This window comes from Citrobacter sp. RHBSTW-00887 (assembly GCF_013728095.1).
Taxonomy (GTDB): Bacteria; Pseudomonadota; Gammaproteobacteria; order Enterobacterales; family Enterobacteriaceae; genus Citrobacter; species Citrobacter braakii.
Genome location: NZ_CP056267.1, coordinates 4,912,037 through 4,936,374 on the forward strand (window position 1 = coordinate 4,912,037; position 24,338 = coordinate 4,936,374).

Here is a 24,338-nt window from a genome sequence, read left to right on the forward strand (position 1 = left end):
GCCGGACAGCGGCGTAACCGCCTTATCCGGCACATCATGAATTTAATCGATATACTTCATTGCCACCCTTGAGGTCAGGCGCGTGATAAGTTCGTAAGCACTTACTTTCGTCATTTCAGCAATGCGTTCAACGGGCAGGCCTTCACCCCACAGGATAACCGAATCGCCGGCTTTGTCCTGCGCCTCAGGACCTAAATCGACGCAAATCATATCCATCGCGACGCGACCGACGATCGGCACTTCACGGCCATTGACCAGTACCGGTGTCCCAGACGGCGCAGCGCGCGGATAACCATCGCCATAGCCCATCGCCACCACGCCCAGACGCGTGTCGCGCTCGCTCAGCCAGGTTCCACCATAGCCAACCGGCTCGCCCGCTTTGTGTTCACGCACCGCAATCAGGCTGGAAGTGAGCGACATCACCGGCTGGCAGCCAAAATCGGCACCGATAGAGTGGTTTTCCAACGGCGATACGCCATACAGAATCAGCCCCGGACGCGCCCAGTCGAAGTGAGACTGCGGCCACAGCAGAATACCACCCGACGCGGCGATCGAACGCTGACCCGGTTTACCTGCGCAAAAGCTATTGAAGATATCGAGCTGCTTTTCGGTCGCACCGCACTCAGGCTCGTCCGCGCGCGCAAAGTGGCTGACGATATTGACCGGCTGGCGCACGTTTTCACATTGCGTCAAGCGCTGATAAAACGCCTCGGCCTGCTCAGGACGCACGCCCAGGCGGTGCATTCCCGTGTCGAGCTTCATCCAAACGGTGACCGGTTCAGCCAGTACCGCGGCTTCCAGGGCTTCAAGCTGCTCCTGATTATGGACGGCAGTATGCAGACGCTGCGCGGAGATAGTCGGCAGATCGGAAGCATCAAAAAATCCTTCCAGCAGCAGGATGGGCTGCGTGATCCCTCCCGCTCGCAACCGCAGGGCTTCTTCAAGACGAGCGACACCAAAAGCGTCCGCATCGGGGAGCGTTCGCGCGGTCTCTAACAGACCATGGCCGTAAGCGTTCGCTTTCACGACCGCAACCAGTTTACTGGCTGGAGCCAGTTCACGCAGACGTTGCAGGTTGTGTCGCAGAGCGCGGCGGTTAATGACTACAGTTGCCGCTTGCATTTGTATTCCTTGATAAGTATTTGCTTGAGTAACCTGATTCAGTGTTGTTATTCGTCGTCGTACTGCGGGCCAGCATAGTTATCGAAGCGCGACCACTGACCGTTAAACGTCAGGCGCACCGTACCGATCGGGCCGTTACGCTGTTTACCGATAATGATCTCGGCGATGCCTTTCAAGTCGCTGTTTTCGTGATAAACCTCATCACGATAGATAAACATGATTAAGTCGGCATCCTGCTCGATGGAGCCGGACTCACGCAGATCCGAGTTGACCGGACGCTTATCGGCGCGTTGTTCCAGAGAGCGGTTAAGCTGCGACAGCGCCACCACCGGCACATGCAGTTCTTTCGCTAACGCTTTCAGCGAGCGGGAAATTTCAGCAATTTCCAGCGTACGGTTGTCGGAGAGCGACGGCACGCGCATCAGCTGCAGGTAGTCGATCATGATAAGTCCGATACCACCGTGTTCGCGGGCGATACGACGGGCACGTGAGCGCACTTCCGTTGGCGTCAGGCCGGAGGAGTCATCAATATAGATGTTTCGTTTCTCCAGCAAAATACCCATTGTTCCGGAAATTCGCGCCCAGTCTTCATCATCCAGTTGACCGGTACGGATTTTGGTTTGGTCTACACGTGAGAGTGAGGCCAGGGAACGCATCATGATCTGTTCTGAGGGCATTTCAAGACTAAAGATAAGAACCGGCTTATCTTGCAGCATCGCCGCATTTTCGACGAGGTTCATTGCAAATGTCGTTTTACCCATCGACGGACGCGCGGCGACGATAATTAAGTCTGACGGCTGCAAACCAGCAGTCTTTTTATTAAGGTCGTCATAACCGGTGTTGACCCCGGTGACACCATCGTGTGGCTGCTGGAACAGCTGTTCGATACGCGCGACGGTAGCGTCGAGCACATCGGTAATATTTTTCGGACCTTCGTCTTTGTTGGCGCGGCTTTCAGCAATTTTAAAGACGCGGGATTCCGCGAGGTCCAGCAGATCTTCACTGGAACGGCCTTGCGGATCAAACCCAGCTTCCGCGATCTCGTTCGCCACCGAAATCATGTCACGAACAACGGCACGTTCGCGGACAATATCCGCATAGGCACTAATGTTCGCTGCACTTGGCGTATTTTTAGATAACTCAGCCAGGTAAGCAAAACCGCCGACGCTGTCCAGTTGCCCCTGAACTTCCAGCGATTCTGCAAGCGTGATCAGATCGATGGGTTTTCCCATCTCCTGCAGGCGATGCATTTCGGTGAAGATGTGCCGGTGCGGCCGGGTATAAAAATCTTCCGCCACCACACGCTCAGCCACATCGTCCCAGCGCTCGTTATCCAGCATTAAACCGCCCAACACCGACTGTTCCGCTTCAATCGAGTGCGGCGGTACTTTCAGCCCGGCGACCTGGGGATCGCGCTCACGAGCATCAGTCTGTTGTTTGTTGAAGGGTTTATTTCCTGCCATAGTGAATGGAGTTACCGAGATAATGATTGGGTCGAAAGATTACCACATTTCTTTTGGAGGAAGCATGGCAACACGTATTGAATTTCACAAGCATGGTGGCCCTGATGTACTCAAGGCTGTGGAGTTTACGCCTGTAGACCCGGCGGAAAATGAAATCCAGGTCGAGAACAAAGCGATTGGGATCAACTATATCGACACCTATATCCGCAGTGGTCTTTATCCGCCGCCTTCTCTGCCCAGCGGTCTGGGTACCGAAGCCGCAGGCGTGGTCAGTAAAGTCGGTAGCAAAGTGACGCACATTAAAGCCGGCGATCGCGTGGTTTACGCTCAGTCTCCCCTGGGCGCCTATAGCTCAGTGCATAACGTCCCGGCTGATAAAACCGCTATTTTGCCCAACGCTATCTCGTTTGAACAAGCTGCCGCCTCATTTCTTAAAGGACTCACCGTTTTTTATCTGTTGCGTAAGACCTATGAAATTCAGCCCGATGAACCGTTTTTGTTTCATGCGGCTGCAGGCGGCGTCGGTATGATTGCCTGCCAGTGGGCAAAAGCATTGGGTGCGAAGCTGATTGGCACCGTCGGTAATGCGCAAAAAGCGCAAATTGCGCTGCAGGCCGGCGCATGGCAGGTCATTAACTATCGTGAAGAGAGCATTGTAGAACGAGTAAAAGAGATCACTGGCGGTAAAAAAGTGCGGGTGGTGTATGACTCGGTGGGGAAAGATACCTGGGAAGCCTCACTGGATTGCCTGCAGCGCCGGGGGCTCATGGTCAGCTTTGGTAATGCTTCCGGACCGGTGACTGGCGTTAACTTAGGCATTCTGAATCAGAAAGGTTCGCTGTACGTGACTCGCCCTTCACTCCAGGGTTACATCACCAACCACCATGAATTAACCGAAGCCAGCAATGAGCTTTTCTCGCTGATTGCCAGCGGAGTGATCAAAGTGGATGTCGCACCGGGCCAGACGTTCGCACTGCACGACGCGCAGCGTGCTCATGAAGTGCTGGAAAGCCGGGCCACACAGGGGTCGAGTTTGTTGATCCCGTAATGCCCTCATTTCCGCTAAATAATTCAAGCCGCCAACAAACCTGCGGTTTGAATTATGAAGGGGGAAGAAAGAATTAGGGCTTCCCGTAGGAAGCCCTTTCTTTTTTTAGTTCGGCTGTATGTAGGGTACAGCTCGATGAATTCGTTAACCTGGCAATAGTGACAGATTTGATAATCAATTCCTATTTGCTTCTAAAGGCAATGTTGCAGGTTGTGACACACCGCTCAATACCTTAGTAAAATCGGCGGTTATTGCGCTGATACTGTGGGACTTTTGGCGCTTTTATCGCCTTGATAACCCACACCACGGCAACGGCCAATAACAGCCAGGGCAACAGTTTAATCATCAACGCAAATAGTCCGCCCAAAAACATCACCACAGTGGCTACCACCAATGCGGCCAGCACTCCCAGCAAAGATACGCCGGTGACCATCAGCATGATAAAAAATCCAATCACAAAAAGTAGTTCCAGCATGGCTCTCTCCCGAAATGAAATACTCTCCACAGCTTTACAAGAAACATGCCAAAATTAATATATTGATTTATAAAGCAAACGCCCCGCGACGAAGCGCAGGGCGTGGTGAAATTCACTAACTTTTGGCGAAAACTTAACGTTTGTCTGCCACCAGCTTCAGCGCATGTTCCAGAACCTCAATATCTGCCCCGGCTTTATGCGCATTTTCGCTCAGATAGCGACGCCACTGCCGTGCCCCTGGAATCCCCTGAAACAGTCCCAGCATATGGCGCGTGACATGCCCCAAATAGGTTCCTTTACTCAGTTCACGCTCAATATACGGATACATCGCACGCACTACGGCGACCGGATCGGCATCTTCGCTGGTGACAGCAAAAATCTCGCGGTCAACGGACGCCAGAATGCCTGGGTTTTGATAAGCTTCGCGCCCCACCATCACGCCATCCATATGTTGCAGATGGATTTTCGCTTCTTCCAGCGATTTTATACCACCGTTGATCGACATTGTCAGATGCGGAAAATCGCGCTTTAGCTGGTAAACACGGTCATAATCCAGCGGTGGGATTTCGCGGTTTTCTTTCGGGCTTAACCCGGACAACCAGGCCTTACGGGCGTGGATGATAAACATCTCACATTCACCGTTACCGGAGACCGTGTTGATGAAATCGCACAGGAATTCGTAGCTGTCCTGGTCATCAATACCGATACGGGTTTTCACCGTTACCGGAATCGATACCACATCGCGCATCGCTTTGACGCAATCAGCGACCAGTTGCGCATTTCCCATCAGACAGGCACCAAACATTCCATTCTGTACACGATCGGAAGGGCAACCCACGTTGAGGTTAATTTCGTCATAGCCCCGTTGTTCAGCAAGCTTTGCGCACTGCGCCAGCGCAGCCGGATCGCTCCCGCCCAGTTGCAAAGCGACCGGATGTTCTTCTTCGCTATACGCCAGATAATCGCCTTTACCATGAATGATCGCGCCGGTGGTTACCATCTCCGTGTAGAGCAGCGTCTGGCTGGACAGTAAGCGCAAAAAGTAGCGGCAATGTCTGTCCGTCCAGTCGAGCATCGGCGCGATAGAAAAACGATGAGCGGGAAAAGCGGTAGACTGAGATTCAGGCAGCATGGCGAATATTCAAGCATCCGGTTAAAAAAGGGGCGCTACTATAGCATAGACCGTTACGATAGTGAGCCACATCCTCGCAGTTCCCCCTCCCTGCTCCCCGACAAGCGCTATTTACGCCCTGGTTTTCCGTCGTGAGATCCAAAAAACTGCGGCGGATGGTCGACCCAACGGTCCTCACGCGTGGCGGCATAAACCGGATTAAGCGGATAATAAATACGATTGTATTTTTTGTTCGCCTCACCCACGACCAGCAGACGTACCTCTTCACTGGTGTTATTGATAAAGGTGTGACACACGCCGGTGCCCGCCGGGAAACCGACGCTGTCGCCCGGTTCCAGCTTCCATAAATAACCGTTAATCCAGGCTTCAGGATATCCCTCCAGCACATAGATAAACTCTTCCTCATCGCTTTCAGCGTGCGGATATGAGGTGCGTCGGCCCGGCGGCAGGCGCTCATGATGAATGCCGAGTCGCCCTAACCCCAGCTTGCGGGCAAGCGGAGCACCTATGGAAAACAGCTCATCGCTGTCGGGATAGGTGGAGTCATCAGCCCCCTCAACTTCACGCCAGTGACGAATACAATCGGGTCTTTTCATGATTATTTTCCAGTATTGCGATGGGTCAGGTATAGCACACCGTGGTGGATCTCGGTGTTTTAAACAGAACATGTTAAAGTAAGGGATTAACCTTGCACGCAAATCGAGGCGCCAAATGGACAAAACCACCACGCAGGAGTTATTGGCTCAAGCTGAAAAACTCTGTGCGCAACGCAACGTACGGCTTACGCCACAACGCCTCGAAGTGCTGCGCCTGATGAGCCTGCAGGAAGGCGCAATCAGCGCTTACGACCTACTTGATCTGTTGCGGGAAACCGAGCCGCAGGCCAAGCCGCCGACCGTGTATCGTGCGCTCGATTTTCTGCTGGAACAAGGGTTTGTGCACAAGGTGGAATCCACCAACAGCTATGTGCTTTGCCATCTGTTCGATCAGCCAACCCACAGTTCCGCAATGTTCATTTGCGACCGCTGTGGTGTGGTAAAAGAAGAGTGCGCGGAAGGCGTGGAAGACATCATGCATACGCTGGCAGCAAAAATGGGTTTTGCCCTGCGACATAACGTTATTGAAGCCCACGGACTGTGCCCGGCCTGTGTGGAGGTTGAGTCATGTCGTCACCCTGGCGAATGCCAGCATGACCATACGATTCAGGTGAAGAAGAAAGTTGGGCGTTAAACGGGTGGGAGAGCGTACATCCTTGTACTCTCAGGAGGGAAGGGTTAATTACCAGCGGTAATCATTACGTTTTTCCCAATCGGTCACTTCTTTCTCCGCCTGATCTTTCGCGTAACCGTAACGCTCCTGGACTTTACCGACCAGTTGGTCACGTTTACCTTCAATGACCGTCATATCATCATCGGTCAGTTTGCCCCATTGCTCTTTCACTTTACCTTTAAACTGCTTCCAGTTACCGCCGACTTCGTCTTTATTCATCATCAAGTCCTCATCGTTAGGTTGTGAATAGCGAGAGTGCCATGTCCAGACACATGCTGTTTTTGCTGGACGTGAGAATAAGTGTAGTCAGGGATTCTGGGTTTTATTTATTATTCGGAATTTTTAACCATCCGCTCAGGCAAACCAGGTTCCATTACGCCAGTGACGCCGCCAGATAAAGGCCAGGGAAAGCCCACGCAGCGCGAGAAAAACGGTTAACGCCAGCCACAAACCATGATTTCCCAGCAACGGTAAAGCCAGTAGCGTTAATGCGAATCCTGCTGCGGCAACGGCCATACTGTTGCGCATTTCTGCAGCCCGTGTCGCGCCAATAAACATACCGTCGAGCAGATAACACCACACTCCCACTAGCGGCAAAACCACCTGCCAGAAAAGATAGCGATCGGCCAAAAGTTGGATTTGCGGCAGCGAGGTCAGCAGCGCAACGATCTGCTCGCCAAACAGGGCATAAACCAGCGAAAACAGAATAGCCACAATACCGGACTGTCGACAGGCCGCCCGCCAGACATCAAGCAACTGGCTGCCATCCCTCGCCCCATAGGCCTGACCCGAATGCGCTTCCACAGCATAGGCAAATCCATCCAGCGCGTAGGCGGTAAACGTCAGCAGAGTCATCAGAACGGCGTTAACCGCGATGATATCGCCTCCCAAACGCGCGCCAAGAACCGTAATGGCCCCAAAGCAGAGCTGTAGCAGCAGAGAACGCAGCATGATGTCGCGGTTGAGCGCCAGCAAACGACGGAAGTTGCCACGCCACGCCAGCTTCAACATTGCCAGCGAAATTCCACGCATATGCAGGACTTTGCGTACCATCATCAGGCCAATCAGCAGCGTGGCATATTCGGCAATCACCGTCGCTAACGCCGCTCCCTGCACGTTCATATGCAGGCCCATTACCAGCCATAAATCGAGCACAATGTTGAGAATATTGCCGACAATCAACAGGATAACTGGCGCGCGCGCATACTGAACGCCAAGCAACCAGCCGAGCAGCACCAGATTCGCCAGCGACGCAGGTGCGCTTAACCAGCGGATTTCCAGGAAGCGTCGGGCCTGCTCCAGTACCGCCTCACTTCCGCCGACAATATGCAGAGCCAGCTCGATAATCGGCGTCCGAAACAGTGCGATAAGCAGCCCCGCCCCCAGCGCCAGCAATAGCGGCTGCACCAACGCGCGCGCCAGCGCCTGCGGATTTTTCGCGCCAAATGCCTGCGCGGTAAGGCCGGTGGTACTCATGCGCAAAAAAAGCAGCAGCATAAAGAGAAAGCTGGTCGCCGTGGCGCCAACAGCAACGCCGCCAAGATAGACCGGACTGTCCAGATGACCAATCACCGCGGTGTCCACCAGTCCCAACAGGGGAACGGTGATATTGGAGAAGATCATCGGTAAGGCGAGGTGCCAGAGTGCTTTATCAGAAGAGGTAAAGAAAGGCATACAGGAGAGCCTGAGAAGAAGTTAGATGTACTGAAAAAAGATGCTGTGTAGGCCCGGTAAGCATAGCGCCACCGGGCAAGTTGCCGGATAGCGACGTAAACGTCTTACCCGGGCTACAGGGAATCAACAGAAAATTACAGCCATTCACCGTTACGAATGACGCCTACCGCCAATCCTTCAATAGTGAAGTTTTGCTCGCGCAGGTCGACAACAATAGGTTTAAATTCGCTGTTTTCTGGCAGGAGTTCAACCTTGTTGCCCTGCTTTTTCAGGCGCTTAACGGTGACTTCGTCGTCGATACGGGCAACAACAACCTGACCGTTACGCACATCCTGAGTTTTATGCACAGCCAGTAAATCACCGTCCATAATACCGATGTCTTTCATCGACATACCGCTGACGCGCAGCAGAAAATCGGCGTTCGGTTTGAACAGTGAAGGATCGACCTGATAGTGGCCTTCGATGTGCTGCTGCGCCAGCAGTGGCTCGCCTGCCGCTACGCGTCCGACAAGCGGTAACCCTTCTTCTTCTTCCTGCAGCAGTCGAATACCGCGCGATGCGCCGGATACAATTTCAAGTACGCCTTTACGCGCAAGCGCTTTCAGGTGTTCTTCAGCGGCGTTTGGGGAACGGAACCCCAAACGCTGCGCGATCTCCGCACGCGTCGGTGGCATACCTGTCTGGCTGATGTGATCCCTAATGAGATCAAACACCTCTTGCTGCCTGGCCGTTAACGCTTTCATTCCGCCCCCTGGGTGTATATACAGTTATGCTGTGAGTATATACAGCTAAAGGTGATTTTGGAACCGCAAACTGCACAAAAAACAGGAGATTTATGCAGTTGTGGAATCTTTATCGCAAATGCGACCACAACAGGATGCCCCAGGTGATCAGAGCGACAAAAATAGACAGCAATACCGCCGCCGAGCCCATATCTTTCGCCCGACCGGAAAGTTCGTGATACTCAGAGCCAATACGGTCAACCACCGCCTCAATCGCACTGTTGAGGATTTCAACGATCATCACCAGCATCACGGAACCAATCAACAGCACGCGGGTAATGGCGTCAACGTCCAGCCAGCAGGCGATGGCTACGCCCAACAGCACGGCAACGCTTTCCTGGCGGAATGCCGCCTCATTGATCCATGCGGCGCGAAAACCTTTCCAGGAATAGCCTGCAGCTTTGATAATTCGGGTGAATCCAGTGGTATTATTGGCCATCAAAAAGAACCTTTTTACATTATTAGCGTCAATGTCATTGTAACGTTACCCCGTTTGTTTCAGGGTGTGGCAAAGCAGCGCGAAGTATGACCGGATACACCAGAAATTCACTAAACTTTCTGATATCCTTGCAGCGCATTTGCATTATTAACCAGAGGCTTTACATCGTTTATGTCCGGCTGGCCACGAATTTACTACAAATTACTGAATTTACCATTAAGCGTCCTGGTAAAAAGCAAGTCTATTCCGGCAGAACCTGCCCCGGAATTGGGGCTCGATACTTCTCGTCCCATTATGTACGTCCTACCGTACAATTCAAAAGCAGACTTGCTGACGCTGCGTGCCCAATGTCTGGTGCACGATCTCCCGGATCCCCTGGAACCGCTGGAGATAGACGGAACTCTGCTGCCGCGCTACGTGTTTATTCACGGCGGCCCGCGCGTGTTCACCTATTACACGCCGAAAGAAGAGTCCATTAAGCTGTTCCATAACTATCTCGACTTGCACCGCAGCAATCCAGACCTGGATGTGCAAATGGTGCCGGTTTCGGTGATGTTTGGCCGCGCGCCTGGGCGTGAAAAAGGCGAGGTCAATCCGCCGCTGCGCATGCTGAACGGCGTACAGAAATTCTTTGCTGTGTCCTGGCTGGGTCGCGACAGTTTTGTCCGCTTCTCCCCGTCGGTCTCCCTGCGTCGCATGGCGGACGAACACGGTACGGATAAAATCATCGCTCAGAAGCTGGCTCGCGTGGCGCGCATGCACTTTGCTCGTCAGCGTCTGGCCGCAGTCGGCCCGCGCCTCCCTGCCCGCCAGGACCTGTTCAATAAACTGCTGGCCTCAAAAGCTATCGCTCGCGCGGTAGAAGATGAAGCGCGCAGTAAAAAAATCTCCCACGAAAAAGCGCAGCAAAATGCCATTGCGCTGATGGAAGAGATTGCCGCTAACTTCTCATACGAGATGATTCGTCTGACAGACCGTATTCTGGGCTTTACCTGGAACCGTCTGTATCAGGGGATTAACGTTCACAATGCGGAGCGTGTACGTCAGTTGGCGCACGATGGGCACGAAATCGTCTATGTTCCGTGCCACCGCAGCCATATGGACTATATGCTGCTGTCGTACGTTCTGTACCACCAGGGGCTGGTTCCGCCGCACATCGCTGCCGGTATCAACCTGAACTTCTGGCCAGCAGGTCCGATTTTCCGTCGTCTGGGCGCGTTCTTTATTCGTCGTACCTTCAAGGGCAACAAGCTCTATTCCACCGTTTTCCGCGAATACCTGGGCGAGTTGTTCAGCCGCGGCTACTCGGTTGAATACTTTGTCGAAGGAGGCCGTTCACGTACCGGGCGTCTGCTCGACCCGAAAACCGGCACGCTGTCGATGACCATTCAGGCGATGCTGCGCGGCGGTACGCGTCCGATTACCCTCGTACCCATCTACATCGGCTACGAGCACGTAATGGAAGTGGGCACGTACGCGAAAGAGCTGCGTGGCGCGACGAAAGAGAAAGAGAGTCTGCCGCAAATGCTGCGTGGCTTGAGCAAGCTTCGTAATCTGGGTCAGGGGTATGTCAACTTTGGCGAACCGATGCCATTGATGACTTACCTCAACCAGCATGTACCGGAGTGGCGTGAATCGATCGATCCTATCGAGTCCATCCGCCCAGCCTGGCTGACGCCGACGGTGAATAACATTGCCGCCGATCTGATGGTACGCATTAACAATGCAGGCGCGGCCAATGCCATGAACCTGTGCTGTACCGCGCTGTTGGCCTCCCGCCAGCGCTCTCTGACCCGTGAGCAACTGACTGAACAGCTCGACTGCTATCTGAGTCTGCTGCGCAACGTGCCGTACGCGGCGGATGCTACGGTTCCTGCGCAGAGCGCCAGTGAATTGATCGACCATGCCTTACAGATGAATAAGTTTGAGGTCGAGAAAGACACCATCGGTGACATCATCATTCTGCCGCGCGAGCAGGCGGTATTGATGACGTATTACCGCAACAACATTGCGCATATGCTGGTTCTGCCTTCGTTAATGGCAGCCATTGTGACTCAGCATCGTCGTATTTCTCGCGCCGCGCTACAGCAGCATATTGATGCGCTGTACCCGATGCTGAAAGCAGAGCTGTTCTTACGTTGGGAGCGTGATGAACTCGCCGGAGTGATTGACGAACTGGCCAGCGAAATGCAGCGCCAGGGACTGATCGCCCTGAACGATGACGAATTGCATATCAATCCGGCCCGCTCCCGTACGCTACAGCTGTTGGCGGCGGGTGCTCGCGAGACGTTGCAACGCTACGCCATTACCTTCTGGCTGCTGAGCGCGAACCCGTCTATCAACCGTGGCACGCTGGAGAAAGAGAGCCGCACCGTGGCGCAACGCCTCTCCGTACTGCACGGCATTAACGCGCCGGAATTCTTCGATAAAGCCGTGTTCAGCTCTCTGGTGCTGACGCTGCGTGACGAGGGATTCATCAGCGATACCGGAGATGCCGAACCGGAAGAGACGATGAAGATCTATCAGATGTTGGCCGAACTGGTCACGTCAGATGTGCGTCTGACCATTGAAAGCGCAGCTCAGGACGAATAAATATGCGGCAGATATGGTTTGAAGTATAACGAGCATCTAAACAAAAAGCGGGCCACATAATGTGGCCCGCTTTTTTAGCTCTGGCTACTCATAGTTGAGCTTGAGGATCAAATCCTTGCTGAAAGGACCGAATTCAACCTCTCTCTGCGGATTTTTCGTTAGCTTCGCTTTATAGTTATGGGTCACCGTACTTGCATCATTTGGATTGTAGGCCGCAAATTCATAATAGCGATTCATCTCAAGGTCTACTGCATCCGTTTCATCTCTTATTTGCATTAATAAACCATTGCCCATATCCGCGTGGCTCAGGTCATAGAGATCGTCAGTATTAAAACTTAGGGTAACATCAAACGATTGTGAGCATTCTGCGGTCGCATCCCTGATCGTTGAAACCGAAAATGGCCTTTCGACCACAGTAGTATCACCCATTGTAAATGCCCCAAAATTGACGATTTGGCTTTCCGGGAAAACTTTGATATCGACACTACAATCAAGGAAACGAACGTTCTCCAGCCCAGTAATGTTGTAATTAAAGTTTTTCGCATCGGACATTAAATTCGCACCGCCTTCACCATCAAACTGCAACACGTTAATAGTGCCGAAGCTATAGACAGCATCAGGGTCAACAGGAAAGGCTTTTAGCTTCACATATAAACGAAAGCGAGCGGGAAAAGTAGTATTTTCCTGTAATGTGACACCATTACACACCGGATCATACCAGTAATGATTACCGTAGCTGACATCGCTTTTATCCAGACAAGCACCGGTTGGAACCTGTACATCAATTCCATCGTAATCCACACCGTTATAGGTTACGCCAAAGATAAAATAATCATTATTTAAGACGCTGGTGTCATTTTTCGCTGATAATTTAACCCACGCGTACAGTTCTTCCGTTGGGTTCCAAGTTTGGTACTCCACTGCATTATCACAATACACGGTGACGTTGATGTCCGAACTTTCCCATATTTTACTACCCAGTATTGCATTTGAAGGCACACTAAATGTCGGCAACGAAACCATGACAGATGTATTTCCGCCATGTTGCCCCTGATAGCAATCAACCGCCCATGATGACGATGAGGCAAGGAAAAGCAATGCACAAAACAGCTTAATCATCGTTTTCATTATTTCCCCCTCTGCACGGGTTCGCTATGACAAACAGGTTGCACCGTTGTACAGCTCACGCTAAACATGTTTAAACCGCCATAGTCACCGATATAACCAATCTGGAATTTAGCTGGCAGATTTTTGATCTCTGAAGTGGCCTGATCAAAAGGACTAACCATAAAACTCTTTGTTCCCGGCAAAAGCGTTTTACCATCAACACCGATATAACCGATGGTCATGTGGTAAGGCGTGCCATTTTTAACGGTAATTCCCGATACCGTGCGCGAGACGTCCACCTTTTCCATGGGTACCGCCTGCCCCTCTTTCAGAACGATAGCTTTGGGACGCCAGAATAATTTCAGCCGACTCTGCATGGCCATTTGCATGACGTTTTGTTGTTCTGTACGCGGCGGAATTTCTCGTATGTTGTAGTAAAAGAGGGATTCTCTGTCTGCCGGGAGTTGCTTCAACGCGGGTTGCCCCATCAGACGCACCTGGCTTTGTTCATTGGCTTCAATACGCAGCAGAGGCGGCAAAGGTGAGATAAACTGCCGCGTTTTTTTACTGTCTTTATCTTCAACCCACGACTGAGCCAAATAAGGCAAGGCTTTGCTCTGGTTGGTTAATCTGATAGAGACGCTTTTATCCGTCTCATTAAAGATAATGCGCGTTCTGTCCGGAGAGACCGCGGCATTTGCAACAGAGCAAACGCTTAATAAACCGATTAGTCCTTTAACAATGTATGTGGGTTTCATTTTATTCATCCTGAATTAATTTACTTTTTTACACGGTAAAATTAGTACCTGACCGCCAGTATTACTTTCGTCTGGAGGCGTGATTTCACAGGTATTATCTCCCCACTGAAGACGTAATTTACTGTCTTCCTGAAGCCCACTGAGATAGGCATAACCCTCATCAGCAACCAGACCGACATCTTTACCGCTGGTAATATCCACGATGGTCACGCCCAGCGGTGGATAGCGGCCATCTTCCTGTCTGATAACACCGAATATCTGATTACCTTTTGTTGCATTCTAGACTGGCCCCCTGAATCTCCAGACAGTTGGTATCACTTAAGTTAGTGATAGTCTTAATACTAGTTTTTAGACTAGTCGTTGGAGTCCGAATGATTGATGTTTTAGGTCCAGAGAAGCGCAGACGGCGAAGTGTTCAGGAAAAAATCGCCATTGTTCAGCAGAGTTTTGAGCCCGGAATGACCGTGTCGCTGGTCGCCCGTCAGCATGGCGTTGCTGCCAGTCAGCTGTTCCTGTGGCGTAAGCAGTATCAGGAAGGCAGCCTTACAGCCGTTGCCGCAGGAGAACAGGTTGTGCCCGCGTCGGAGCTGGCATCTGCGATGAAGCAAATTAAAGAGCTGCAGCGCCTGTTGGGCAAGAAAACCATGGAAAACGAGCTGCTAAAAGAAGCCGTTGAATATGGCCGACAAAAAAAGTGGATAGCGCACGTGCCCTTGTTGCCGGAGGATGGCGAATAAGCCTTGTCAGTCGTTGCCTCCGGGTCTCACGTGCGCAACTGCATGCCATGGCCCGTCGGTCGAAGGACTGGCAGGATCGTCGGTGCAAGCGCAAGCCTGATGATACTGACGCGCTGGCCCGTATCCATACCGTTATCGGCGATCTGCCCACCTATGGTTATCGTCGGGTATGGGCACTGCTGCGCAGACAATCAGAAACTGACGACATGGCGGTGATCAATGCCAAACGCGTATACCGCATCATGCGTCAGAATGCGCTGCTGCTTGAGCGTAAACCGGAAATACCGCCATCGAAGCGGGCGCATACAGGGAAAGTGGCCGTTGGAGAAAGTAACCAGCGGTGGTGCTCTGACGGCTTCGAGTTCAGCTGTGATAACGGTGAAAAACTGCGGGTCACGTTCGCTCTGGACTGTTGCGATCGCGAGGCACTTTACTGGGCGGCCAGTAACGGTGGATATGACAGTGAAACCGTGCAGGACGTCATGCTGGGTGCCGTGGAGCGTCGCTTCGGTAACAGCCTGCCGACATCCCCAGTTGAGTGGCTGACAGACAACGGTTCAGCCTACCGTTCTTATCAGACGCGTCAGTTCGCCAGAATGGTAGGACTGGAGCCTAAACATACGGCGGTACGTAGCCCGGAAAGCAACGGGATGGCAGAGAGCTTCGTGAAAACGATGAAGCGCGATTACATCAGCATCATGCCGAAACCCGACGGGTTAACAGCGGTAAAGAACCTTGCGGAGGCCTTCGAACATTACAACGAATGGCATCCGCATAGTGCACTGGGGTATCGTTCGCCACGGGAATATCTGCGGCGACGAACCAGTCATGGGTTAAGTGATAAAAAGTGTATGGAAATATAGGGGCCAATCCACATTCAGCTTCGCATAGCCAATTGCCCCTTCGGTGAGCGTCGTGCTAATGACTGAATTATTGATATCTACGCCATCCGGTAATTTATCGCTGTCCACACGAACAGAGGAAGTCATGTAATTACTGACCGAGTTGGTAACAGCAATACCCATCATGTTGGTCACCGTGCGTTTATCACTCAACGGAACACCGCTAATACCATCGCTGTCGACCATCATGCGGGCATTATTGCCGTTGCTGTTATCATGAAGCGCCATTCCATGACGCGTAGAAGTGAACGATCCGTTCCAGCCCGCCATAATGGAGTTATAAGCGTTGGGCTGAACGCTGCCGTTTACGTTTAAACGTCCATAAGGCGAGTAGTGCTGGTAGCCCGCACGGAGGGTCGGCTCTGCCTTGCGGAAATCACTTTCGTCGCCCGCTGCCGAAATGTTCCATGAATTGTTGAGGTCGGAAGAGTCATAGTAAGAAGCCGTATGGGACATACCGCCGCTACCATTTTTCTGCATACTCCAGGAAAGTCTTTTGTTTTGCTCCAGCGGAACTGAGAACGTCAGATAATATTGCGTTTGTTCTGTGCCATCCCATTCCGAACGACCGATCGACATTGAGGAGGAGATCCCCCTGAAGCTGCCAATATCAAAATTTCGGCTAACAGACAGCGTATAGTTAGTGCTGGCAGACTCATCCCAATACGTATTTCGTGACAGGTTGAGATAGGTATTAACCGCTAACGCATCAATATACTGGTTAAAAGAAAGGACATAGCTCTCTTTCTCGTTGTAATTCGAGTTGTCACCGCTTCGTGCCGTGAGGTATTCACTCATGGTAACGTATTCTTTGTCGGAGAAACGATAGCCTGCAAACGTCACTTGACTGCCAGTCGATTCAAACCGTTTGGCATAGTTCATTCGGTAGCTATAGCCACGCTGTTTCTCGTCATCCTTCTTATTCCCGGTGCGCAAATTTGCCTGCGCCCGCGTCACATCAAATGAGAGAGATCCAAAGCTGTTCAGGTTAAAACCCATACCTGCGGTGGCGGCCTGGTAGTCGTCAGCTGTCAGTAACGCCCCGCCATAAAGTGAGGTATTCCCCGCCCATCCCCAGGAAAATTCGCCGGTCCAGAACATGGGGTTATTTACATCGGTATGACCCACAGAGGTAGGTTTACCGGTTGAAGCTTTGTAACGTACCTGACCTTTACGGGTCAGGAAAGGGATTGAAGATGCGCCGACCTGGAAGGTATTTTTGCGTCCATCCTCTTCTTCCACGGTCACATCAAGCTGCCCCTGGAAAGTATCACCGATATCCGTGATATTAAACGGCCCAGGGGAAACCGTCGTTTGGTAAACCATTCGTCCGTTCTGGGTGACGGTAATTTTAGCGTTAGTCTGCGCAATACCGGTAATTTGCGGCGCGTATCCCTGCAAGTCAGGCGGCAGCATATTGTCGTCACTTTCCAGCGACGCACCGGTAAAATGGAACGTATCGTATAAATCTGAATTCAGATCGTACTGACCCAGAGTCAGTTTCGAGGCAATAGAGGGAATGGGACGAAACAGATAGGTACGATCCATTCCGCTATTGCTGCTGGTTGAATGGCCATCTACGTACGATTTGTCGTACTGATAATCCGAGCGCAAACGCCATGCGCCAAGGTTAAAACCCAGCGTGCCATAGGAGCTGAGACTCTGGCTCTTATCACCCTCATCAGGATCATACTGACTGGCATACACGTTGTAATCCAGTATGAGTCCGGCAATACCATCATCCCAAAACTCCGGTGGCGTCCAGTTTTTGGCCTGATATTTCATCCACGCCTGGGGCGCAATAAGGGTGACGACCATATCGGCTTTGTCCAGCCTGACGACAAGTTCAGGTTTGTTGACGACATCTAAACACCCCTGTGGGTTGATGGGGTGCAACTGCTGGATGAATTCATCCGCGAAACCAAACGCTGTTAAGTCTTCATTGGTCAGACAAAGAAGCGAACCACTTTCGTTATCGGCTTTGATCCACTCAAATGACCATGTATTCGGGAAGCGTCTTTTATTGATATCAACATTGGCAATATATTGCCCCGCCGGAATAAATCCTTTTTTTTCAAATTGGCTGAGGTCAATATTTTCTTTATCTTCAAGATCGAGCATACCAGTATTGAACTGAACCGCCCAGGCAGGTGTAAGTGTTGCCGCAGTGATGATCACCGGGTACAGAGACTGTTTTATTAAAACAAATAATTTGCTTAAAGCGACCTTTTTTTTATTTTCCATAAAATTCGTTTCTTTTAATAAAACATTGAAAAGTCGGTGATTCCCTCACCGACTTTGACTACAGAATAATCAATCGCGAAGCGATTAGTTGTAAGCCAGAACGTAATTGACGTCGGATTTAACGTTACCCGGGGTTACAGCACCCGGCGTTGCCACAGCTTCCATACGGGCTTTGAAAGTCAGAACCTGATTAGAGTTGTCCGCAACCAGATTCACGAGCTGTTCAGTGCCCATTACTACGTTTGCACCACTCTGGGTCAGGAGACGAACGCCCACGCCTGTCGCTGAGCCGTAGAGACCGTCTTCAGTGTTTTTCAGCAGGTTAGTGCTGCTATCCGCATTAGCAGATGAGAAAGTCACTTTTACTTTATCGATAGTTGTGCCCCCCGTCGTCAGAATACAATCTTGCAGACGGATATTGACGTCAACCGGTCTTGATTTGCTATCGCCATTCAGGACTTTATCAGCGACCTGGCCCAGATTAATTGTCTGATCTTCATCGCCTGGAACGATAGAGCAAGGCGCGGTAATAACGATGCCCTGGAACGTAATTTTCCCGTGGCCCTGGTCAGCAGCAGAGGCATTGAAAACAGCGCCAGAAAAAGCAGAAGCAGCGATTACAGCTAATAGTGTTTTTTTGAACATTTTATATAATCCTTTACAATAATAATACCTAGTCACCCTCCAACTGATAATTTAATATCATTAGAGGTGATTCTTAGATAAGAATGAATAAAACTATTTGAGTGTAATATTTCTCTCTAGTCCTTATTACAGATAAAAATGTACCATTAAGGATTTACTTTATTAAATTAGATAAATTTAATAAAGAATTCAGTCAACCTACATACATACACACACAAAATGAAACAAACAGAAACATAAACAAATTCTTAAAGTATAGTGATAAACACCGTTTTTCATCACATGCAAACTCATTGAAAAAACGGATTATTGATTTATTTATCAAAATTAAATAAATTAATGATATGTATAATCATAAAACATTTAAATAATATATAAATTTAATGAATAATAAATTTCAGCTCTGTAAAGCTGATTGACAAAAAATGACGTTTTATAGTGAGTAAAAGATAGCTATCACGAGAAAGGTATCATTAGAAGCAAAGAAGAGCCAAGATCTCTTTACAACGTTGGCTCTTCTTCGCTGCTTTTGCAGCATAAATGATGATGAGTACAAGCAATTAAGGCTGCCAGTAGCTCATCGCCAGCCCTAAGAACAGCACCAAACCGACGTAGTTATTGTTCATAAACGCTTTAAAACAGGCATCACGCTCGCGATTGACGATCAGTTTCTGCTGATATACAAACAGCGCGCCAGCCACCAGTAGAGACCAGTAATAACCCAGTCCCAGCCCGTTTAGCCAACCCACCAGCGCCATCAGCACCAGTACGCCCACCTGCAGGATACCAATGATCAGCTTGTCGTTTTGACCGAACAGAATCGCGGTCGATTTAATGCCGATCTTCAGGTCATCATCGCGGTCAACCATCGCATATTGGGTGTCGTAGGCCACCGCCCAGAGAATATTGGCGAGGAACATCAGCCAGCAGCTCAGCGGTACGGACTCGCTCACGGCGGCGAACGCCATCGGGATCGACCAGCCAAACGCCGCCCCCAGCACCACCTGCGGCAGGTGCGTATAGCGTTTCATGAACGGGTAAACCCACGCCAGCGCTAACGCCGCAACGGACAACAAAATGGTCATCGTGTTGAGCGTTAAAACCAGCAGGAAGGCCAGCAGTACCAATACGACGAACAGCGTTCGGGCCTCTTTTTCAGTAACGGCCCCGCTCGGCAACGGTCGATTTGCGGTGCGTTTAACGTGTCCGTCAAATTTCCTGTCGGCATAATCATTCACCACGCAGCCGGCGGCGCGCATTAACCAAACGCCAGCGACAAAAACCGCCAGGATCCACAATTGCGGCATGCCTGGGGTTGCCACCCACAATGCCCACAGCGTAGGCCAGAGCAGCAGTAAGGCACCGATTGGCTTATCCGTACGCATCAAGCGGTGAAATGCCAGCAGCTTATTCTGCGTCAGACTCCACTCCATCTTTATCTTCCTCTCAGTACAACGGCGATGCAGGTAGAAAAAGCTCGGTAAGCATCAGCGGCTTACCGCTCAGCCGCAGGCGGGAACGGCGCCCCCACAGCGCTGCATCGCGGCCAATCTCAATAAAATCTCGAGTCAATGTCGATGATGTAAACAGGTAACGTCCGAGCGGGGTTTTCCCCAGATTTTGCAAGGCCAGCTCAGGGCCGCACAAGGTTGATTCAGGCACCACGGTCCGCCCGGCAAGCCAGGGTTCACCATCCGCGCATAACAGGATCTCACGTAACCAATAACGGGACTCTTTAGGCAGCAACGGCAGCTCTTCAGGCACCTCATTTTGCCCAACGAATGCTTCGCGAATCAACGTTACGGTGACCTGTTTTCCCTGCTGCTCAAAACGTTTAGTCATGGAATCTTCCAGTAACAACCAGTCGAGCAGTTGGGCGTCCAGCGCCGGGATCGCATCAAAATAACGCAGCGCACGCAGTTGCGTTAACGCAGGGTGTGGCATGCCTTACTCTCCGATTTATAACTTGAAGGCATTGTATCGCAGAAAATGCATTACGGGGTGAGCAAACACAATTAAGTGATCGCCAGAGCAACATAAGTGTAACAATTAGCACCGAAGGATAAAAAAAGGTGCGCCAGGAGACGCACCAGTTGTTGCAAAATCAACAATGCGGGGCGATGTTTACCCCTTGCCTTTTACACTGCTGATAAAGGTGGATCGGGCAGATTTGGATCCCAGACGCTCAGCTTCATCAAGCAGCTTCAGCGCTTTATCGACATCGCCTTTCGCAACGGCATCCTTAATGCCCTGGTTAAAATAACTTTCCGTGTCGTTCAGCATCGGCTCACTTTTCTTCACCGGTTGTGGCGCTGGAGCAGCAACGGCTGCTGCCGGAGCCGCATAGGTCACCGCAGGCGCGGCGGTATTGCCCACCGTGACAGGACCAGGGCCGGATGAGCCAAACAGCGGCCCGACCAGAACACTGGAGGAGGAGCTGGTTTTGACTTTCAGTTTCAGTAAACCGTCGGTCGTATGACGGGCGATCGGGTCTGGAATATCCGGAATAGCGTTACCTACGCCCTTGGCATAGGCTTTTGCCGGGTCAAGCAGGGTTGTGGTCTGCTGGAGATCTTTATCAGTGGTAAAGACCAAAACATAGAGTTTTTGCTGACCCAGCGCTGGCGTCAGACGCATTACCCCTTCCAGACGATCGGCACTCATCACGCCGGGCTCCTGGTAGGTAAAATAGCTGCTGGGGAAGAACGCAGATGGCGTCATGTTTTGGTCAAGAATTAATACGTTTGGCGCAAATACGCTGGTTTGTTTATTCACTTCACTGGACAGCGTCAGAGTGAGCTCGCCAATATTCGCCGGGACGCTATACGCAGCGACCGGGCCAGTAATACCGGCGACATCCAGACGCTGACCCGCTGTCGCAAGCGGCGAAGACTGGGTTTTGGATTGATCAACAGGCGTCCAGGTTAACTGCTGCAGCGCCGCAGTGGGAATAGATGGGGCCGCGGTGGTGTTCTGCGGAACAATATTCACATCGGCCAGGCTGATGCCAGGTGCGCTGGCAAATAACCCTGCAGATAAACAAAGGGCAACGAGACTTTTCTTCATTTTCATTGTTATCACCTCAGATAGCATGGGTTCAGCGGTGGCCAGGCAATAGCGCGCTAAACCGTAATCAAGAGGGGCTTGCGCCCCTCTTTCGGTCTTTACGTCAGGTTAGTGCTGAATTACCACCAGATTTCCATCTGGGCACCGAAGGACCACTCATCGCTGTCGCCACGGCTGGTTGTGCTGAGGCCAGAGTTCGTTGCAGCTGCGAATTTGGTTACGTCGTTACCATTTTTGATGTAACCCCACTCTTCATCCCATTTTGCATAGGTTGCGAAGACGCGGATTGCCGGACGAGACCAGATGCTGTCACCCGCCTGCCATTGTTGGGCCAGGGTGATTTTGTACTGGCTGTTGCGATCGCTGGTCTGCTGAGATTTGACGTTGTCGTAACCGACTTCCAGCAGGGTGCTCATGATTGGCGTCCATTTATACATCGGGCGAATACCGACGGTGTACCATTCGGTCCCCAGGTCGTTATCCATGTCGAGGTTCTGGTACATACCGACGTACATCAGGTCCCACTTGTCGCCAAGGGAGATTGCACCGTGGTCCAGCACGCGGAACAGGCTACCGTTGTTATTAATAACGTTATTGGCAACGTTGTTACCGTTGTTATCAACACCGGTAGAAGAACCATAAGAACCCTGGTTCAGGCCTTTGCCCTGGGTGGTCATGGAATCTGTGGCGTACTGAACGACAAACTTGTTGTAGCCCTTGAGCATGCTCTGGGTATGTTCAGCGGTGAACATCCAACCATCTTTAGATGCGCCGTCCGCCAGCCTGTAATCATCGGTGGTATTTGCGCGACCATAGTCAACGCCCAGTTCCAACATCCCATCCGGGTTAGTTGCCAACTGCGCTAAACGAACGTCAAAGACATCGTTCGCGGTGTCTTTGGTACGATCATAGATATTCTGGCTGCTGAAAGCGTATGAACCACCCGCTTCCTGTGAACGGCTCGCTGCCAAAGACAGTTTACCGAAGCCCAGATCGATGTTTTCAATACCGGCGCCAGGACCTGAAATATCCCAGTAGTAGAAGTCGATCATGTGTACGTCATGACGCTGGTAGAAGCGCTTACCGGCCCAGATAGTGGAGCCTGGCAGCCATTCGATCAGGTTTTTACCCTGCACGTTTGCTTCACGGAATGCCGGGTCTGTGCCTTCCCAGTCATTCTGCTGTGCGACGGAGTAAGCAACGTTGGTGTCGAAGTAGAAGCTCTTATCGCCTTCTTTCCACACTTCCTGACCTAATTTGATTTCCGCATAGGTTTCACATTCGTTACCGAGACGGTATTTACTTTGTGCACCGGTTGCCTGGAAACACTGTTGTTCACCGCCACTCCCTGTCCAGCCAATACCGGAACGAGCGTAACCGTGGAAATCTACAGCCATTGCCTGAACAGACATAATGCCTGCTGCTACAGCAACCGCCAGAGGGAGTTTGCGCAGAGTAATCATCGTTCTATCTCCTGAGATCATTGCTTTTCTTTAAACGCGTCCCCCTTCGGGCTGCCTCTTTGTTGGCTGCGTTCTTTCACCCCAGTCGCGTACTCTTTGTACACTCCCGGGGATTCATTTACTTGCCGCCTCGATGTAGCTTCGAATGGCTTTGCGTTTCGTTTTTTATGGGGACCTTAAACGCCCGGCTCTTGATGCAACCGACGACATGCAGTGCCATCCTCACGGAACAGATGGCAACGCTCTGGCGGCAGGCCGATAGCGAATGTGGCACCCTCTTCTACCAACACCACGTCGTTCTGGCGGTAAACCAGGTTTTGACGGATGGCGGGGATCTGGATATGAATTTGAGTTTCGTGACCAAGCTGCTCGACCACCTGCACTTCACCTTCGAGGGTGACATCGGCGATATCGCTGGGCAGCAGATGTTCCGGGCGGATACCTAAAGACATGTTGGCACCAACCTGTACCGCATGGCTGTCCACTGGTAGCCATATTTGCTGGCGGTTGGGCAGTTCAACCTGCACCTGATCGATGGCCGTCCCGGTGACTTTCACCGGCAGGAAGTTCATCTTCGGCGAACCAATAAAGCCCGCCACAAAGCGGTCAGCTGGATAGTGGTATAGCTCCAGCGGTTTGCCGACCTGCGCTACGCGACCGGCATCCAGCACCACAATTTTGTCGGCCAGCGTCATCGCTTCGACCTGATCGTGGGTGACGTAAATCATCGTGCGGCCAAGACGTTTATGCAGGCGGGAGATTTCAATACGCATTTGCACGCGCAGAGCGGCGTCGAGGTTCGACAGCGGTTCATCCAGCAGGAATACGCGTGGCTCGGCAACCAGCGTTCGGCCAATCGCCACACGCTGACGTTGTCCGCCGGAAAGCGCTTTCGGTTTACGCTCCAGCAGGTGCGCCAGTTGCAGAACTTCCGCGACCTGATTCACGCGCTGATTCATCACCTCTTTTTTTGCGCCAGCCAGTTTGAGGCCAAACGACATGTTTTCTGCGACGGATAAATGGGGATACAACGCGTAGGACTGAAAGACCATGCCCACGCCGCGTTCGGCGGGGGGAATGTCGTTCATCCGGGTCTCCCCGATAAACAGGTCGCCACTGGTGATGGTTTCAAGTCCGGCGATCATACGCAGCAAGGTCGACTTACCGCAGCCTGACGGTCCGACAAACACCACGAATTCCCCTTCGTGAATGTCGAGATTGATATCTTTCGATACCACCACGTCACCCCAGGCTTTCGTTACATTTCGCAGCTGTACGCTCGCCATGCCCTTCTCCCTTCGTTACAACCTGTCATCGACAGCAACATTCATGATGGGCTGACTATGCGTGATCCCTTGACTGCGTGAATCCTCCACCCCCGGCTTTTTTATGGGGGAGGAGGCGGGAGGATGAGAGAACA

21 protein-coding genes and 2 pseudogenes are annotated in these 24,338 nt (G+C 51.6%); 4 read left to right on the plus strand and 19 right to left on the minus strand.

The window, feature by feature from the left end; all coding sequences use genetic code 11:
• Positions 1-42 precede the first annotated feature (42 nt).
• Together alr and dnaB are read right to left on the minus strand one after the other, a co-directional pair.
• Positions 43-1,122, minus strand: a complete 1,080-nt coding sequence (gene alr / locus HV314_RS23430; protein ID WP_016155354.1) for an alanine racemase — start codon at positions 1,120-1,122, stop codon at positions 43-45.
• Positions 1,123-1,169: 47 nt separating this feature from the next.
• Positions 1,170-2,585: a replicative DNA helicase gene (gene dnaB / locus HV314_RS23435; protein WP_003826610.1), complete on the minus strand. Its 1,416-nt coding sequence runs from the start codon at positions 2,583-2,585 to the stop codon at positions 1,170-1,172.
• 64 nt (positions 2,586-2,649) lie between these two features.
• On the opposite strand from dnaB, the gene HV314_RS23440 reads away from it, so the two are divergent.
• The gene (locus HV314_RS23440; protein WP_016155445.1) at positions 2,650-3,633 is read left to right on the plus strand and encodes a quinone oxidoreductase; all 984 of its coding nucleotides are present in this window, start codon (positions 2,650-2,652) and stop codon (positions 3,631-3,633) included.
• A gap of 232 nt (positions 3,634-3,865) precedes the next feature.
• On the opposite strand, the gene pspG is transcribed toward HV314_RS23440, so the two are convergent.
• The 3 genes from pspG to HV314_RS23455 all read right to left on the minus strand — a co-directional run bounded on the left by pspG (position 3,866) and on the right by HV314_RS23455 (position 5,836).
• Complete coding sequence (gene pspG / locus HV314_RS23445; RefSeq protein WP_016155352.1) at positions 3,866-4,108, minus strand: envelope stress response protein PspG; 243 nt, start codon at positions 4,106-4,108, stop codon at positions 3,866-3,868.
• 133 nt (positions 4,109-4,241) lie between these two features.
• On the minus strand, positions 4,242-5,240 hold the full coding sequence (dusA, locus tag HV314_RS23450) for a tRNA dihydrouridine(20/20a) synthase DusA (RefSeq protein WP_016155444.1): 999 nt from the start codon (positions 5,238-5,240) through the stop codon (positions 4,242-4,244).
• A 107-nt stretch (positions 5,241-5,347) separates the two neighbouring features.
• Positions 5,348-5,836, minus strand: coding sequence for a cupin domain-containing protein (locus HV314_RS23455; RefSeq protein WP_016155350.1), 489 nt, complete (start codon positions 5,834-5,836; stop codon positions 5,348-5,350).
• Positions 5,837-5,951: 115 nt separating this feature from the next.
• On the opposite strand from HV314_RS23455, the gene zur reads away from it, so the two are divergent.
• The gene (gene zur / locus HV314_RS23460) at positions 5,952-6,470 is read left to right on the plus strand and encodes a zinc uptake transcriptional repressor Zur (protein ID WP_003031709.1); all 519 of its coding nucleotides are present in this window, start codon (positions 5,952-5,954) and stop codon (positions 6,468-6,470) included.
• Positions 6,471-6,518: 48 nt separating this feature from the next.
• On the opposite strand, the gene HV314_RS23465 is transcribed toward zur, so the two are convergent.
• The 4 genes from HV314_RS23465 to HV314_RS23480 form a co-directional block, all read right to left on the minus strand.
• Entirely contained in the window at positions 6,519-6,728 is a 210-nt protein-coding gene (locus HV314_RS23465) for a CsbD family protein (RefSeq protein WP_019077869.1), read from the minus strand.
• A gap of 135 nt (positions 6,729-6,863) precedes the next feature.
• Complete coding sequence (gene dinF, locus HV314_RS23470; protein ID WP_047357732.1) at positions 6,864-8,183, minus strand: MATE family efflux transporter DinF; 1,320 nt, start codon at positions 8,181-8,183, stop codon at positions 6,864-6,866.
• A 134-nt stretch (positions 8,184-8,317) separates the two neighbouring features.
• The gene (gene lexA / locus HV314_RS23475; RefSeq protein ID WP_003826596.1) at positions 8,318-8,926 is read right to left on the minus strand and encodes a transcriptional repressor LexA; all 609 of its coding nucleotides are present in this window, start codon (positions 8,924-8,926) and stop codon (positions 8,318-8,320) included.
• 109 nt (positions 8,927-9,035) lie between these two features.
• Positions 9,036-9,404: a diacylglycerol kinase gene (locus tag HV314_RS23480; RefSeq protein WP_003826594.1), complete on the minus strand. Its 369-nt coding sequence runs from the start codon at positions 9,402-9,404 to the stop codon at positions 9,036-9,038.
• A gap of 171 nt (positions 9,405-9,575) precedes the next feature.
• Here HV314_RS23480 and plsB point away from each other — a divergent pair, with 171 nt between their 5' ends.
• On the plus strand, positions 9,576-11,996 hold the full coding sequence (gene plsB / locus HV314_RS23485; RefSeq protein ID WP_046275043.1) for a glycerol-3-phosphate 1-O-acyltransferase PlsB: 2,421 nt from the start codon (positions 9,576-9,578) through the stop codon (positions 11,994-11,996).
• A gap of 84 nt (positions 11,997-12,080) precedes the next feature.
• On the opposite strand, the gene HV314_RS23490 is transcribed toward plsB, so the two are convergent.
• From HV314_RS23490 to HV314_RS23500, 3 genes and pseudogenes are all read right to left on the minus strand, one after another.
• Positions 12,081-13,124 (minus strand): pilus assembly protein, encoded by a 1,044-nt coding sequence (locus HV314_RS23490; RefSeq protein ID WP_181546822.1) that lies wholly within the window; start codon positions 13,122-13,124, stop codon positions 12,081-12,083.
• The gene (locus tag HV314_RS23495) at positions 13,124-13,861 is read right to left on the minus strand and encodes a fimbrial biogenesis chaperone (protein WP_181548124.1); all 738 of its coding nucleotides are present in this window, start codon (positions 13,859-13,861) and stop codon (positions 13,124-13,126) included. The genes HV314_RS23490 and HV314_RS23495 overlap by 1 nt, the downstream gene beginning before the upstream one ends.
• A gap of 15 nt (positions 13,862-13,876) precedes the next feature.
• Positions 13,877-14,140 (minus strand): annotated as a pseudogene (locus HV314_RS23500) (FimD/PapC C-terminal domain-containing protein); the annotation flags it as partial.
• Positions 14,141-14,232: 92 nt separating this feature from the next.
• Here HV314_RS23500 and HV314_RS23505 point away from each other — a divergent pair.
• Positions 14,233-15,461 (plus strand): IS3-like element ISEc36 family transposase gene (locus HV314_RS23505; RefSeq protein WP_110129298.1). Its coding sequence is split into 2 segments (ribosomal slippage): positions 14,233-14,548 and positions 14,548-15,461, totalling 1,230 coding nucleotides; the frame shifts between segments, so codons are not numbered across the junction.
• 12 nt (positions 15,462-15,473) lie between these two features.
• Here the strand turns inward: HV314_RS23505 and HV314_RS23510 are convergent.
• The 7 genes and pseudogenes from HV314_RS23510 to malK all read right to left on the minus strand — a co-directional run.
• Positions 15,474-17,744, minus strand: a pseudogene (locus tag HV314_RS23510) (fimbria/pilus outer membrane usher protein); the annotation flags it as partial.
• An 84-nt stretch (positions 17,745-17,828) separates the two neighbouring features.
• On the minus strand, positions 17,829-18,389 hold the full coding sequence (locus tag HV314_RS23515) for a fimbrial-like protein (protein WP_181546509.1): 561 nt from the start codon (positions 18,387-18,389) through the stop codon (positions 17,829-17,831).
• Positions 18,390-18,949: 560 nt separating this feature from the next.
• On the minus strand, positions 18,950-19,822 hold the full coding sequence (gene ubiA / locus HV314_RS23520; RefSeq protein ID WP_053389642.1) for a 4-hydroxybenzoate octaprenyltransferase: 873 nt from the start codon (positions 19,820-19,822) through the stop codon (positions 18,950-18,952).
• A 13-nt stretch (positions 19,823-19,835) separates the two neighbouring features.
• Positions 19,836-20,333: a chorismate lyase gene (gene ubiC, locus HV314_RS23525; RefSeq protein WP_016155346.1), complete on the minus strand. Its 498-nt coding sequence runs from the start codon at positions 20,331-20,333 to the stop codon at positions 19,836-19,838.
• Between the two features lie 180 nt (positions 20,334-20,513).
• Positions 20,514-21,461 (minus strand): maltose operon protein MalM, encoded by a 948-nt coding sequence (gene malM / locus HV314_RS23530; protein ID WP_016155345.1) that lies wholly within the window; start codon positions 21,459-21,461, stop codon positions 20,514-20,516.
• Positions 21,462-21,574: 113 nt separating this feature from the next.
• Positions 21,575-22,918: a maltoporin gene (locus HV314_RS23535; RefSeq protein ID WP_047357737.1), complete on the minus strand. Its 1,344-nt coding sequence runs from the start codon at positions 22,916-22,918 to the stop codon at positions 21,575-21,577.
• Positions 22,919-23,094: 176 nt separating this feature from the next.
• Positions 23,095-24,204: a maltose/maltodextrin ABC transporter ATP-binding protein MalK gene (gene malK, locus HV314_RS23540; protein ID WP_016155343.1), complete on the minus strand. Its 1,110-nt coding sequence runs from the start codon at positions 24,202-24,204 to the stop codon at positions 23,095-23,097.
• Positions 24,205-24,338 lie beyond the last annotated feature (134 nt).